14 protein-coding genes are annotated in these 13,355 nt (G+C 53.1%); 1 reads left to right on the top strand and 13 read right to left on the bottom strand.

Features of this window, described 5'->3' with window-relative positions; all coding sequences use genetic code 11:
• Positions 1–287: 287 nt before the first annotated feature.
• From ACO0U8_RS09020 to msrP, 13 genes are all read right to left on the bottom strand, one after another.
• Entirely contained in the window at positions 288–473 is a 186-nt protein-coding gene (locus tag ACO0U8_RS09020) for a hypothetical protein (protein WP_056776150.1), read from the bottom strand.
• Positions 474–564: 91 nt separating this feature from the next.
• Positions 565–1,485 carry a kdo(2)-lipid IV(A) palmitoleoyltransferase gene (gene lpxP, locus ACO0U8_RS09015; protein ID WP_056776152.1) on the bottom strand — a complete coding sequence of 307 codons (921 nt, stop codon included), beginning with the start codon at positions 1,483–1,485 and terminating at the stop codon, positions 565–567.
• Between the two features lie 425 nt (positions 1,486–1,910).
• Positions 1,911–2,339 carry a DoxX family protein gene (locus ACO0U8_RS09010; protein WP_056776155.1) on the bottom strand — a complete coding sequence of 143 codons (429 nt, stop codon included), beginning with the start codon at positions 2,337–2,339 and terminating at the stop codon, positions 1,911–1,913.
• A gap of 203 nt (positions 2,340–2,542) precedes the next feature.
• Positions 2,543–2,839: a DNA-binding transcriptional regulator Fis gene (gene fis / locus ACO0U8_RS09005; RefSeq protein ID WP_004097144.1), complete on the bottom strand. Its 297-nt coding sequence runs from the start codon at positions 2,837–2,839 to the stop codon at positions 2,543–2,545.
• Positions 2,840–2,860: 21 nt separating this feature from the next.
• Positions 2,861–3,826: a tRNA dihydrouridine synthase DusB gene (dusB, locus tag ACO0U8_RS09000; protein ID WP_421670631.1), complete on the bottom strand. Its 966-nt coding sequence runs from the start codon at positions 3,824–3,826 to the stop codon at positions 2,861–2,863.
• 402 nt (positions 3,827–4,228) lie between these two features.
• Positions 4,229–5,113, bottom strand: coding sequence for a 50S ribosomal protein L11 methyltransferase (gene prmA / locus ACO0U8_RS08995; RefSeq protein WP_414071736.1), 885 nt, complete (start codon positions 5,111–5,113; stop codon positions 4,229–4,231).
• A 43-nt stretch (positions 5,114–5,156) separates the two neighbouring features.
• Positions 5,157–6,602: a sodium/pantothenate symporter gene (panF, locus tag ACO0U8_RS08990; protein WP_421670630.1), complete on the bottom strand. Its 1,446-nt coding sequence runs from the start codon at positions 6,600–6,602 to the stop codon at positions 5,157–5,159.
• A complete protein-coding gene (locus ACO0U8_RS08985) occupies positions 6,592–6,840 on the bottom strand; it encodes a YhdT family protein (RefSeq protein ID WP_122094492.1) in 249 nt (82 codons plus the stop codon). Before ACO0U8_RS08985 ends, panF begins: the two co-directional genes overlap by 11 nt.
• A 75-nt stretch (positions 6,841–6,915) precedes the next feature.
• Entirely contained in the window at positions 6,916–8,265 is a 1,350-nt protein-coding gene (gene accC / locus ACO0U8_RS08980) for an acetyl-CoA carboxylase biotin carboxylase subunit (protein ID WP_056776169.1), read from the bottom strand.
• Positions 8,266–8,276: 11 nt separating this feature from the next.
• Positions 8,277–8,741, bottom strand: a complete 465-nt coding sequence (accB, locus tag ACO0U8_RS08975; RefSeq protein ID WP_056776171.1) for an acetyl-CoA carboxylase biotin carboxyl carrier protein — start codon at positions 8,739–8,741, stop codon at positions 8,277–8,279.
• 32 nt (positions 8,742–8,773) lie between these two features.
• Positions 8,774–9,226: a type II 3-dehydroquinate dehydratase gene (aroQ, locus tag ACO0U8_RS08970; RefSeq protein WP_112168390.1), complete on the bottom strand. Its 453-nt coding sequence runs from the start codon at positions 9,224–9,226 to the stop codon at positions 8,774–8,776.
• A gap of 241 nt (positions 9,227–9,467) precedes the next feature.
• A complete protein-coding gene (gene msrQ / locus ACO0U8_RS08965; protein ID WP_217204482.1) occupies positions 9,468–10,070 on the bottom strand; it encodes a protein-methionine-sulfoxide reductase heme-binding subunit MsrQ in 603 nt (200 codons plus the stop codon).
• An 18-nt stretch (positions 10,071–10,088) separates the two neighbouring features.
• Positions 10,089–11,090 (bottom strand): protein-methionine-sulfoxide reductase catalytic subunit MsrP, encoded by a 1,002-nt coding sequence (gene msrP / locus ACO0U8_RS08960; RefSeq protein ID WP_421670629.1) that lies wholly within the window; start codon positions 11,088–11,090, stop codon positions 10,089–10,091.
• A gap of 283 nt (positions 11,091–11,373) precedes the next feature.
• Here msrP and csrD point away from each other — a divergent pair, with 283 nt between their 5' ends.
• Positions 11,374–13,308: an RNase E specificity factor CsrD gene (csrD, locus tag ACO0U8_RS08955; RefSeq protein ID WP_122094484.1), complete on the top strand. Its 1,935-nt coding sequence runs from the start codon at positions 11,374–11,376 to the stop codon at positions 13,306–13,308.
• Positions 13,309–13,355: the final 47 nt, after the last annotated feature.

Below are 13,355 nucleotides of genomic sequence, written 5' to 3'. Positions count from 1 at the left end.
TAACATTGATGGGCGTTATGAAATGTATTGCCCTGTTTCAGTGCGCGGTCAATGTGACTGCCGTAAAACAGTGCGGATAATTTCAATACTGGAGTGGAGAGCACAGAATGCTAACCCGCTTTGTTTCGATTCCGGAGGAAAGAGAACAGGCAGATATCGGCAGAGTGGATTTCGCGCAGGGGATTGATCATGGCGGGGAAGTGTTGTGACAGGCGGCAGTTTAGCCACTGGATCACGCGGCAATAAAAAACCCGCACGAAGCGGGTTTTGCAGGCGAACCGGACAGGTTATTCAGGCTGGTTTTTGCTGCCCGCAATCAGTTTACGCGCGGCAGCGATCTGGTCGTTGTCCGGTGTTTTAGGTTTGGCTTTGTTGAGCGCGGTACTGAGGCTGGAGCGCCCCCAGAGATCAAAACTGTCGTCATCTTTGAGGTGATCAAAGATGGAAGGGGCTGCGTCTGGTTTTTTCGCCATGAGGAATACCGCTCTCTTATTGGATGTTGTTCAGTTCAGTCGTCAATGAAAAAGCCCGACGCGGTGGCATCGGGCTTGATGTGATATCAGGCTATCGGTAAAGCGACGGCGTGCCCGCCGGGCGGGTTTTGAAGCGGCGATGCAGCCACAGATACTGATCGGGCGCCCGCATGATTTCGGTTTCGATGACGCGGTTCATGTAAGCCGCCGCGGCCATTTCATCGTCAATCGGGTAATCCTGCAATGCCGGTTGAATCACCAGATCATAACCTTTCGCGGCCGGTTTACGCACCAGCACCACGGTGACCAGTGCCGGTTTAGCCAGTCTTGCCAGCATGTAGGTTCCGCTGGTGGTTGCGGCTTCATCGACGGCAAACAGCGGCGCAAAAACGCTGCCGCGCGGACCGTAATCCTGATCTGGTGCAAACCAGACGGCTTCGCCCTTTTTCAGCGCATGAACCATGCCGCGTAAATCTTTGCGATCCAGCATCGCTTTGTTAGAACGCATGCGACCCCAGGTCTGCACAAATTCCATCGCTTTGTTGTTGTGCGGTCGGTACATCGCCATCATCGGCTGACATAATCCCATCGCGCGGCCACCGAGTTCAAGTGACATAAAATGCACGCCGATGACCAGCACACCCTGATTATTTTCCTGCGCTTTTTTAAGGTTATGCAGGCCGCTGACGTCGAACCAGCGTTTGACCCGGGCGTCTGACCAGAACCAGGCCATGCCGGTTTCCAGTAAGCCCATGCCAAGAGATTCAAAGTTACTGACGATTCGGGCTTCAACCTGTTCAGACGAGAGATCAGGGAAACACAGCTGTAAATTGCGGCGGGTTATCGACACGCGGCGTTTCAGGAAACGCATGGACGTGCGGCCAAGCCAGACACCTAAACGGTACAACACCGGATAAGGAAGCTGAACCAGAAGGAACAGAACGCCGAGACCGAACCAGGTCAGCCAGTAGCGGGGATGTAAAAATGAAGCGCGAAATCGTGGAGATGTCATAAATGCCTAATCATCTGCATAAAGAAACCGGGGTAACGCGTGAGTAAAAAGTTCGGCGCGGTACGGATTATCCTGCAAATAGTGGGACAACACGTGTCTGAAAATGTTTAAAAAACGACGCCCGTTGACGCATTTTTTACACTAACAGACAGTACATTTTTTTTAGAGGACGGGATCGCGATGCTGAGTGCTGTCCGTAGGCGATGAGCGGGGCGAATACGACTCTGATGGAAAGTATAACATGTTCTCCGGCGGTTCCGGAGAGGGTAATTGTCCGATAAACAGGCAAATCGACGTCCTTTTTTAGACGTTTTAAACAACTGATGTAAAACAATACGAATGGCGGTTTTTCACCTCTGAGTACCGGCTCAACACCGCCAGGTTTGAACGGCATACTTCGGTGAAAAAGTATGCCGGAAACGTTTTCAGCGGTAGAGCGGATTGCTCATTACCGAGTAACGGCCACTGCCGTAAAGTGCGATAACAAGGGCGGCCATAAAGTAGTAAACAATATCTTCAATCGCCCAGGCACCGACCGGCGTCAGCGCGAAGGTGTGGTGCACACCCACCATCAGCCAGGCGACCACCATTGTGGCTGCCGCCGACAGCGCAGCGAGACGGGTGAAGATGCCGAGGATCATCATGATCGGGGCAATCACTTCGCCAATGATCACGCCGTAGGCAACAAACGCGGGAATACCATAACCCGCCAGCATGCCCTGAATGCCGCCCAGACCGTCGTGCAACTTATGCCAGCCGTGAAAAATCAGCAGGCCGTAGGTGATACGTAACAGCAAAATAGCCAGATCCGGCTTGTTCAGCGCGGCGGTAAAACGCATATAAAGTTGCTTCATTGTTGCCACTCCCCAGAGACATTTTTTTGTCCCTCTAAAGTAATTCCTAATGGCGGAATGAATGAGAGAATTATTCTCATTTGGCTTGATCTGGGTTAGGTTTTGAGCAGATTTACAGGGAGGTGTGTTGCCGGATGACACATAAACAAAAAAGGCGCTCTCCTTGCGGAAAAGCGCCTTTTCAAGACAATGACTGATTAGTATCAGTTCATGCCGTATTTTTTCAGTTTCTTACGCAGCGTACCGCGGTTGATACCCATCATCAGGGCCGCACGAGTCTGGTTGCCACGGGTGTACTGCATCACCATGTCCAACAGTGGCTGTTCAACTTCAGCCAATACCAACTCATACAGGTCATTCACGTCCTGACCATTCAATTGAGCGAAATAGCCCTTAAGTGCTTGTTTTACCGAGTCACGCAGAGGCTTTTGAGTCACCTGATCTTGTGAGTTTACGGTAGAAACGGTCAGTACGTCAGAATTCACGCGTTGTTCGAACATAGTTCTGTCAGCTCTTTTTTGTTACGCAAGATTTTCGAAATATGCTTCCAACGCCTCCAGCTGTTCGCTGGCATCCTCTATGGCGTTGAAGGAGCGCCGAAACTGGTCACTCGGGGCATGTTCCTGGAGATACCATGAAACATGCTTACGGGCGATACGGAATCCCTTGCCTTGACCGTAAAAGTCGTGCAATTCCCGTACGTGCCCTATTAACAAGCGCTGTACCTCACCCAAACGCGGTGGCGGTAACAGTTCCCCTGTGTCCAGATAGTGCTGGATTTCCCGGAAGATCCAGGGTCTCCCCTGAGCGGCACGTCCTATCATCAGAGCATCAGCTCCGGTGTAGTCGAGCACCGCTCTGGCTTTATGCGGGTCAGTTATGTCGCCATTCGCGATAATCGGAATGGAAACACTCTGCTTAACTGTCCGAATACTGTCGTACTCTGCATCTCCATTGAAGAGACAGGCACGGGTTCGGCCATGAATAGTCAGGGCCTGAATTCCACAGTCTTCAGCCAATTGGGCAATTTGTACACAGTTACGGTGTTCCGGTGCCCAACCAGTACGAATTTTCAACGTGACTGGCACATCTACCGCGTTTACGACGGCAGTGAGGATCTGTTTGACCAAATCCGGATACTGCAAGAGCGCAGATCCTGCCAGTTTGCGGTTCACTTTCTTGGCCGGGCAGCCCATATTGATGTCAATGATCTGCGCACCGCTCGCCACATTAATTCGGGCGGCAGCCGCCATATCTTCGGGATCACAACCGGCAATTTGCACGGCTCGGATACCCGGTTCATCGTTATGCACCATACGCAATCGGGACTTGTCCGTCCGCCACACCTCCGGATTGGAGGAGAGCATTTCGGATACAGCCATCCCAGCACCCATCGCATGACATAAGGCACGAAACGGTCGGTCTGTTATACCGGCCATAGGGGCCGCAATCAGGCAATTTGTAAGCTGGTGGTGTCCGATGCGCATAGACTTAGAATGACCATACTGATGTCCGCAAGGGCGCGTATATTACGCATTTTTGATGTGAGATGAAAGGCCAAACTTTGAGCGATTTGATAAGAAAATGCCTAACCGCGAGGAATATGAAGGGTGGTGAGGTTTTTTATTGTGTATTTACATCAGGTTAAGTCATTTTGGTTAAATTGTGCGCTTGAATAAATTCCTAATTTCTCTCTAAATCAGCCCGTTATAGCAGGTGATTCTAAGGGCTTGATCGTCGTTTTAAGCATCAACAACCACAAAATTCCGTGATTCAGATCGCCTGATGGTCAGAAAATGACTCTTTTTTGGAAAGAAAAAATGACAGAGGCGAGACGTGCGGAGCAAACCCGCGCTTTCTGCATAATCAGAAAGCGCGGGTAATGCTTATCAGGCTTTTTTAACACCCGTAATGCGGCACCATTCTTCTTTCTCGGCGACCGGATCCAGTTCGAACAGGTCCTGGTAAGCATCGGCCACGCTTTGCGCCTGGCTCGCCAGAATGCCGGACAACCCGAGATGCCCCCCCGCGACCGGCAGCACACTGATCAGCGGTGCCAGTTCACGCAGCGGGCCTGCAAGGATGTTAGCGACGACGACGTCGGCAGACAGGTTCTCAGGCTGGTCTTTTGGCAGATACAGCGACAGACGCTCTGAGACGCCGTTACGTTCGGCGTTATCACGGCTGGCCAGAATCGCCTGCGGGTCGATGTCGATGCCGACCACGTGTTTTGCACCCAGCTTCAGCGCGGCGATCGCCAGAATGCCGGAGCCGCAACCAAAGTCGATCACGGTTTTGTCGGTCAGATCGAGGCTGTCGAGCCATTGCAGGCACATGGCGGTGGTCGGGTGGGTGCCGGTTCCAAATGCCAGACCCGGATCCAGCATCACGTTGACGGCGGTGGGATCCGGCACATCGCGCCAGCTCGGGCAAATCCACAGACGCTCGCCAAAACGCATCGGGTGGAAGTTATCCATCCATTCGCGTTCCCAGTCTTTGTCTTCCAGCTGTTCTATTTTGTGCACGAAACCTTTGCCCAGCAGCGGTTCGTTCTCCAGCATCGCCACCACGTCTTCCATGTTGGTTTCTGCGTCATACAGGCCGATAGCATCGGTATCGCCCCACAGCAGGGTTTCGCCCGGCAGGGGTTCAAACACCGGATTATCATGGGTATCGAGGAACGTGACAGACACTGCACCACTTTCGATAAGCGCGTCGCTCAGCGTTTCCGCGTCATTACCGGTGGTGTTAATTTTCAATTGGATCCAAGGCATAGCGATTCTCTTCTTAGCAATCTGTTAAATCAGTGCCGCCCGGTCAGGACGGCTTGAGTTCTGTTTCGCGTGGCTGTACGCCAAATTTATTGCCGATGTAAAACGCCAGCAGGCTCAGCGACAGCGACGGCACAATCGGATGCAGACCCGCAATGTGCAGGTCGATACTGGCAAGCAGGGTATAACAAACGGCGCCAACAATCATTGAGCTCAGTGCGCCGGTGGCGTTCGCCCGCTCCCAGTAAAGGCCGAGCACCAGCGGCCACAGGAACACGGCTTCCAGCCCGCCGAAGGCCAGCAGGTTAAGCCAGATGATCATTTCCGGTGGACGCCAGGCGGCCAGAACCACCAGTAAACCGAGAATAAAGGTTGCCCAGCTGGAGAAGCGTTTTAACCGTCGCTCATTGGTGATTTGCTCCGGCCTGACGCCGAGATACAGATCTTTAACGATAGTCGCCGAGGACTGTAAAAGCTGGGCGTTGATGGTCGACATAATGGCGGCCATCGGGGCAGCCAGGAAAATCCCGGCAGCGTAAGGTGGCAGCACGGTGATCATCAGAGTCGGGATCACCTGATCCGGAATTTTCAAATCCGGCAGAACCGCGCGGCCGAGCGCACCGGCCAGATGCATACCGAGCATCAGCACGGCGACCACAATGGTGCCGAGTACGATACCGCGGTGGACGGCTTTGCTGTCTTTATAAGAGATGCAGCGCACGGCAGTGTGCGGCAGACCAATGACCCCAAAGCACACTAAAATCCAGAATGACGCCATAAACGGCAGAGAAAGCACATCATCTCCTCCGTGAACAGACACCAGTTTCGGGTCGATCTGTTGCAGTTTATCGACCGCACTGTGCAGGCCGCCGGCAGCATGGATCACCGCGAACAGCAGCAAAATGGTGCCCAGCAGCATCACCAGCCCCTGCATCGCATCGTTGAGTACGCTGGCACGGAAACCGCCAAATGACGTGTATAGCGCGATACTGATGCCGAAAATCAGCAAGCCGGTGTCGTAAGGAATACTGGCCGCCGTTTCCAGCAGACGCGCACCGCCGATGAATTGCACGGTCATTGCCCCGAGGAACGCCACCAGCAGGCTGAGGCTCGCCAGCCAGACCAGCAGACGGCTCTGATAGCGTGCAAACAGCATGTCGTTGAGCGTCACGGCGTTGTAACGTCGCGCCAGAATAGCGAATTTTTTACCTAACACGCCGAGCGAAAGCCAGACCGCCGGCAGCTGGATCATCGCCAGCAACACCCAGCCAAGGCCGAATTTGTACGCCGCGCCGGGACCGCCGATAAACGAACTGGCGCTGATGTACGTGGCGGTGAGGGTCATCGCCAGAACGAAGCCGCCCATCGAACGGTTACCGAGGAAATACTCCGTCAGGAAGCTGCCTTGCTGGCGGCGCGTATAGGCGTATACCGAAAGCCCGAAGACCAGCAGCAGATAGGCGATCAGCGGTAATAAAACTTCAGTCTGCATGGTGATCCTCCAGCGGAATATCGCGGTAAATCACGCGAACCATCAGCCAGCTCAACAGGATAAAAATCAGCGGGACCAGAAGGCAGGCCATTTCAAACCAGTGCGGAAGACCGGTGATGCCCTGTTTGTCATCAGGAATATAGGCGGCAAAACTCCACGCCAGCAGATAAGCAATCGTCAGCCCGAATGCCCAGCGGGCTTCCCGGTTGGCTTGCAGAAAACGTTTATCAGATCTCATTTTCTTCTCCCCCCAAACGTAAAAAAGGCCGGAATATCCGGCCTTGATAAAAGAGTACGCAACGGTACGGTCTTTTTATTTTTCCTGCAAACCGAGTTTTTTCTCCAGATAGTGGATGTTGGTTCCACCGTGCTGGAAGTTCTCGTCGTCCATAATACGCATTTGCAGTTCAATGTTGGTCTTGATGCCGTCGATGATCAGCTCTGCCAGTGCATTTTTCATGCGGGCAATGGCCACTTCACGGGTTTCGCCGTAAGTGATCAGTTTACCGATCATGGAATCGTAGTACGGAGGCACAGTGTAGCCTGCGTAAATGTGCGATTCCCAACGAACACCGAAACCGCCAGGCGCGTGGAAGCGGGTGATTTTGCCTGGGCTTGGCAGGAAGGTGTTTGGATCTTCCGCGTTAATACGGCATTCCACCGCATGGCCTTTGACTTTCACTTCGCTTTGTTTGATCGACAGTGGCTGGCCGGACGCAATGCGCAGCTGCTCTTTGATCAAATCCACACCGGTGATCATCTCGGTAACCGGATGCTCAACCTGGATACGGGTGTTCATTTCGATGAAGAAGAACTCGCCGTTTTCGTACAGGAACTCGAAAGTACCCGCGCCACGGTAGCCAATATCCACACAGGCTTTTGAACAACGTTCGCCGATGAAACGACGCAGTTCTTCAGTGATGCCTGGTGCTGGCGCTTCTTCAACGACTTTCTGGTGACGACGCTGCATGGAGCAGTCACGTTCAGCCAGATAGACCGCATTGCCCTGACCATCGGCCAGTACCTGAATTTCCACGTGACGTGGATTTTCGAGGTATTTCTCCATGTACACCATGTCGTTGTTGAAAGCCGCTTTGGCTTCAGCACGGGTCATGTTGATGGACTGCTCGAGATCTTTGTCGCTGCGCACAACGCGCATACCACGACCACCGCCGCCGCCAGAGGCTTTGATGATGACCGGATAGCCGATGCGTTTTGCGAAGCCACGGTTTTGATCCATGTCGTCGCCCAGCGGGCCATCGGAGCCAGGTACACAAGGTACGCCTGCCGCTTTCATGGCATGGATTGCAGAAACTTTGTCGCCCATCAGGCGGATAGTTTCGGCTTTCGGGCCGATGAAGATGAAGCCGGAACGTTCAACCTGCTCGGCGAAATCTGCGTTTTCGGACAAGAAACCGTAGCCAGGGTGGATAGCCACCGCGCCAGTGATTTCCGCCGCAGCGATGATTGCCGGGATGTTCAGATAGCTTTTTACTGAAGGTGCCGGGCCGATACAGACGGTTTCGTCTGCCAGCAGCACGTGTTTCAGGTCACGGTCGGCGGTGGAGTGCACAGCAACGGTTTTGATGCCCATTTCTTTACAGGCACGCAAAATGCGCAGAGCGATCTCGCCGCGGTTCGCGATAACAATTTTATCTACCATGGTACGCCTCGTTATTCGATGACGACCAGCGGCTCGTCGAATTCAACCGGTTGGCCGCTTTCTACCAGAATTGCTTTAACAACGCCGGATTTGTCTGCTTCGATTTGGTTCATCATTTTCATCGCTTCAACGATACACAGGGTATCGCCGGCGTTCACTTTCTGACCCACTTCGATGAAGGCTTTCGCGTCCGGGCTTGGCGTGCGGTAGAAGGTACCTACCATCGGGGAGCGAACGATGTGACCACTGATTGCAGCCGGAGCAGCGGCTTCAGCAGGTGCAGCTGGAGCAACCGCAGCAGCCAGACCTGGCTGCTGTTGAACAGGCATAGCATAAGCCTGTTGCATCATAGGATAAGCCTGCGCAGGTGCAGCACGGCTGATACGAACTGACTCTTCACCTTCAGAAATTTCCAGTTCAGAAATACCTGATTCTTCAACCAGTTCGATCAGTTTTTTAATTTTACGAATATCCATGGGTGTGATTCCGTACTCTTTTTGCGTAGAAATTAGTGGGTTTTAGACAAGCGATTAACCGCTGCCTGTAAAGCAAAGTGGTAGCCGTCTGCGCCAAGTCCGCAGATGACACCCACTGCGATGTCGGAAAGATAGGAATGATGCCGGAAAGCTTCGCGCGCATGTACATTCGACAGATGGATCTCGATAAACGGAATCGACACCCCCAGTAATGCATCGCGTAGTGCCACGCTGGTATGGGTAAAGGCCGCGGGATTGATCAAAATAAAATCGACGTTTCCGCGTGCCTGATGAATGCGTTCAATCAGGACATGTTCTGCATTGGATTGCAGATGGCTCAGTGCCACATCAGCGGCAGCAGCCTGCGTTTCCAAACCTTTAACAATATCGTTGAGCGTGGTGTGTCCGTACGTTTCAGGCTCACGGGTTCCTAACAAATTCAGGTTAGGACCGTTCAGTAGCAAAATGTCAAACTTATGCGCCATTGTGAGCCTATCTCCGGCAATTAGACAAAGATTGTAGAAAATACCCTGATGTCACCGATTTGTCACCTGTTTCGCGGCAAATCGTCCCGTCTCCTCAACATGAGGTCGGGCATTATAATGATATCGTGGCAATTAGCAGCTAAATACTGGTCTTATCAGCGAAGATAATCAACCCTCGTCCGGTGGCAGAGCGTTGATTTTCAGAAATTATGAGGGGCAGAACCCAGAAAAGTTCCACGGCTTATCGCAGCCACTGGCGGAATTTTTTATAACGCAGGGCCAGCAGGATGGCGGCGATCGTCGCGTAGATCACCGGTTGCGGAGATAGCACTTTCACCGACCATAGGTAGTGGATCGGTGCAAGAATGGCGATCAGATAGATAAAGTTGTGCAACTTCTGCCACGCAGCGCCCAGTTTACGTTGTGCCCACAGCGTCGAGGTGCAGGCCAGCGCCAGCAGAAGGATCCAGCTGATGATACCGAGAGTGAGATAGGGCCGGGAAATCAGTTCACTGCCCAGCAGGCGGATATTGTTGATCCCAAGTTCGAGGAACGAATAACTCAGAAGATGCAGCGTGCCCCAGGCAAAACACCACAAACCGAGCAGACGGCGGGTGCGGATCAGCAAGGGTTGTTTGCCGTAACGCGCAACCGGCGTGACCAGCAGGGTGACCAGTAAAAATTTCAGCGTCATCCTGCCGGTAAAGTGCTGTATATCTTTCGCCGGATCGGCGCTGAACCAGCCCTGATCGACAGAAAGCAGCAGCCAGAGAAAAGGCAGAATGGCAGCAAGATAGATAATCACCTTCAGCCAGGTAATATTGGCGGGGGACAAACGGCGCATCGTGGCGTTTCCTCTTCCTTAACAGAACTTACGTAAATCCATGCCGTGATACATCGAGGCAACCTGTTCCGCATAACCGTTAAACAGCAGGGTCGGCTGACGTTGCACGTCGAGTAATCCGCCTGAGCCAATAAAGCGCTCCGTGGCTTGCGACCAGCGCGGATGGTCAACGTGCGGGTTCACGTTGGCGTAAAATCCGTATTCGTTGTTGGCAATCTGATTCCACGTCGTTGGCGGTTCATCTTTGGTGAACTTGATATTCACGATCGATTTGATGCCTTTAAAGCCATACTTCCACGGCACGGTCAGGCGGATAGGTGCGCCGTTTTGCGGCGGCAGCGCTTTGCCGTACACGCCGACGGTCAGCATCGTCAGCGGATTCATCGCTTCATCTATCCGCAATCCTTCCACGTAAGGATAATCCAGCCCGCCGCCGATAAACCGGTCTTTCTGGCCTGGCATATGTTCCGGATCATACAGCGTCGTGAACGCCACATAGCGCGCATTGCTGGTCGGTTCGGCGAGTTTGAGAATATGACTGAGCTGGAAACCTATCCACGGCACCACCATCGACCAGGCTTCGACGCAGCGCATGCGGTAGATGCGTTGCTCGAGCGGGAAGCGCTTCATGATGTCGTCCATATCCAGCGTGATCGGCTTACCGACTTCACCATCAATTTTGATTTTCCACGGCGAAGTCACCAGTTGTCCGGCGTTCGCGGCAGGGTCGGCTTTATCCAGCCCGAATTCGTAGAAATTATTGTAGCCGGTCACTTTATCTTCCGGCGTCAGCGGCAAATCGTTCTGATAAGCCGCGGGTTTAGTGAAATCCAGCGGTTTACCTGAAGGAGCGGGCGGGCGATCGTGGCCTTTAAACCAGGAAAGAATGTCGGCGTTTGCATTCTGTGGCAACGCCAGTGCCGCTGCGCCGATCCCCAGCGCCTGCAACACTCTGCGGCGATCGTGGAACAGGCTTTCTGGCGTGACATCTGCTTCAGTAAGTTTGCGGGGCTTGTGCATGGCAGTCTCCGTTTTCCGACATCATTCGTATTCATGTTTTTTTATGATTATGCAGACAGCATGGCGTGAATCTCATTGTTTTGCGAGTCATGCCAGGAAAATACCGGGTTCTCTAAATGGCGGCTGGAACATAAGAATTCTGAATTAATGGTTTTTTGAATTGCTATGCTATGAATGTATGCAAAAACCTGTCGGGCTTACTGGGGTAAGATAGCGGGTTCATTCTGGGCAGACGAAGCACAGAGCTCTGCTTTCCATTCACCGCAGCGAGTAAGGCACAGGGATGCGATTTACGACCAGACTTTCAGCACTGATTTCGATGTTAGTTGCGCTGGCAATGTTGCTCATGTTGTTGGGCGTGACCTTCAGTTTCATTTATCTCAACAAGCAAAATACCGAACAACATCTTCAGGCGCTGGTCACGACTTATGATCAGGCGTTGCTGAGACAGTCTCCGGAGCAGGCCGAGCGCTGGCTGCCGCAGGCCATGCGTATGCTGGATGTGACTGATATTGAAGTGAAACTCAATAATTCCACCGTCTATGAATACCACGAGCGCCCTGATTTACATCGGTCGTGGGACAGCGCAATGCCAGAATACAACACCGCCATTTACCCCCTCATGCAGCATACGGATATGACGCTGTACGTCTCTTATATCGATCCGGTCAGCAGCTATATCCGCTCTATGCGTTCAACGCTGACGATCAGCGTCGCCATCCTGATTATGCTGGGTATGTTGTTGCTCAGTTTCCGCTGGCTGCGTCAGGAAACCGACGGCGTCGAAAAACTCGAAGACCGCGCGGTGCGGATTTTACGCGGCGAACGTGAAGGGCTGACCAGCCACCTGGGCGAGTGGCCGCACTCCGCCAGCAGCGCGATTAATCTTCTGCTGACCGATCTCAACGAAGCCCGCGAACAGCGCAGCCGCGTCGATACTCTGATCCGCGCCTACGCCCAGCAGGATTCACAAACCGGCCTCAGTAACCGGTTGTTTTTTGATAATCAGCTGGCCACTCATCTGGAAGAAGAGGGGGCGCACGGCGTGATTATGATGCTGCGCCTGCCTGATTTTGACCTGATGCGCGAAACCCACGGACAGACGATGGTGGATGAGTTCCGCTCTGCCATGGTGAATCTGCTTTCAACCTTTGTCATGCGGCATGTTGATGCGTTACTGGCGCGCTATTTCCACAGCGATTTTGCCGTGCTGTTGCCACACCGGACGCTGAAAGAGGCAGAAGTGATGGCGGCACAGCTGGTTAACGCGCTCGGTGTTCTCCCTGCGTCCTCGCAAATTGACCGCGACGCCCTGATGTACATCGGCATCAGCGCGTATCGCTTCGGGCAGACGCCCGATCAGGTTATGGATATGGTGCAGCAGGCGACGCGACACGCTGCGTTTCAGGGCAGCAACAGTTGGTTTATTTACGACAACAATGTGCCGGAGAAAGGGCGTGGAAGCGTGCGCTGGCGAACATTGCTCGAAAATACGCTGGCGCGCGGTGGCCCGCGCTTATACCAAAAACCGGCTTTTAGCCGGCAGGGCAAACTCGATCATCGTGAAATACAGCGGCGTGTGTTTGATGGCGAGCATGAGTTACTGGCCGCGGAGTTTATCCCGCTGGTGGTGCAGTTCGGGCTTTCGCAGAGCTACGATCGCATTATGATAAGTCAGATTATTCCGTTACTTAACCGCTGGCCGGATGAAACGTTGGCATTTCACGTGACGGTTGATTCATTATTACAGCGCTCTTTTGTGGGCTGGCTGCGCGATACGCTGCTGCAGTGCGAAAGAAAACACCGAAATCGGATTTTGATTGAACTTGCAGAGGCAGATCTCTGTCAACATACCGATCGCCTGCGTCCCGCGATTCGTTTATTGCAGGGTTTAGGATGTCGTCTGGCGGTTACACAGGCCGGACTGACGGTCGTCAGTACCTCTTATCTCAAGACCTTCCCGGTCGAAAGAGTCAAACTTCATCCGGGGCTGGTGCGCGACATTGATAAAAGGATTGAAAATCAGCTTTTTGTACAAAGCCTGCTGAGTGCATGTGAAGGCACTCAGGCACTGGTCTTTGCCTCTGGCGTGCGAACAAAAGAGGAGTGGTCGATCCTGCTGAGCAAGGGGATCCACGGCGGCCAGGGTGATTTTTTTGCCGTACCGGAGCAGGTTGAACCAGCCGGTAAAAAATATTCACACAACAGCGACGTTTAAGTGACCGTAAAGGGATTATTTAACGTAGAATGACCCAGCTTTCGACC

The sequence above is a fragment of the Rahnella sp. EDr1-12 genome (assembly GCF_049206505.1).
In the GTDB taxonomy this organism is placed as follows: domain Bacteria; phylum Pseudomonadota; class Gammaproteobacteria; order Enterobacterales; family Enterobacteriaceae; genus Rahnella; species Rahnella rivi.
This window is presented reverse-complemented; position numbering and strand designations above follow the sequence as displayed.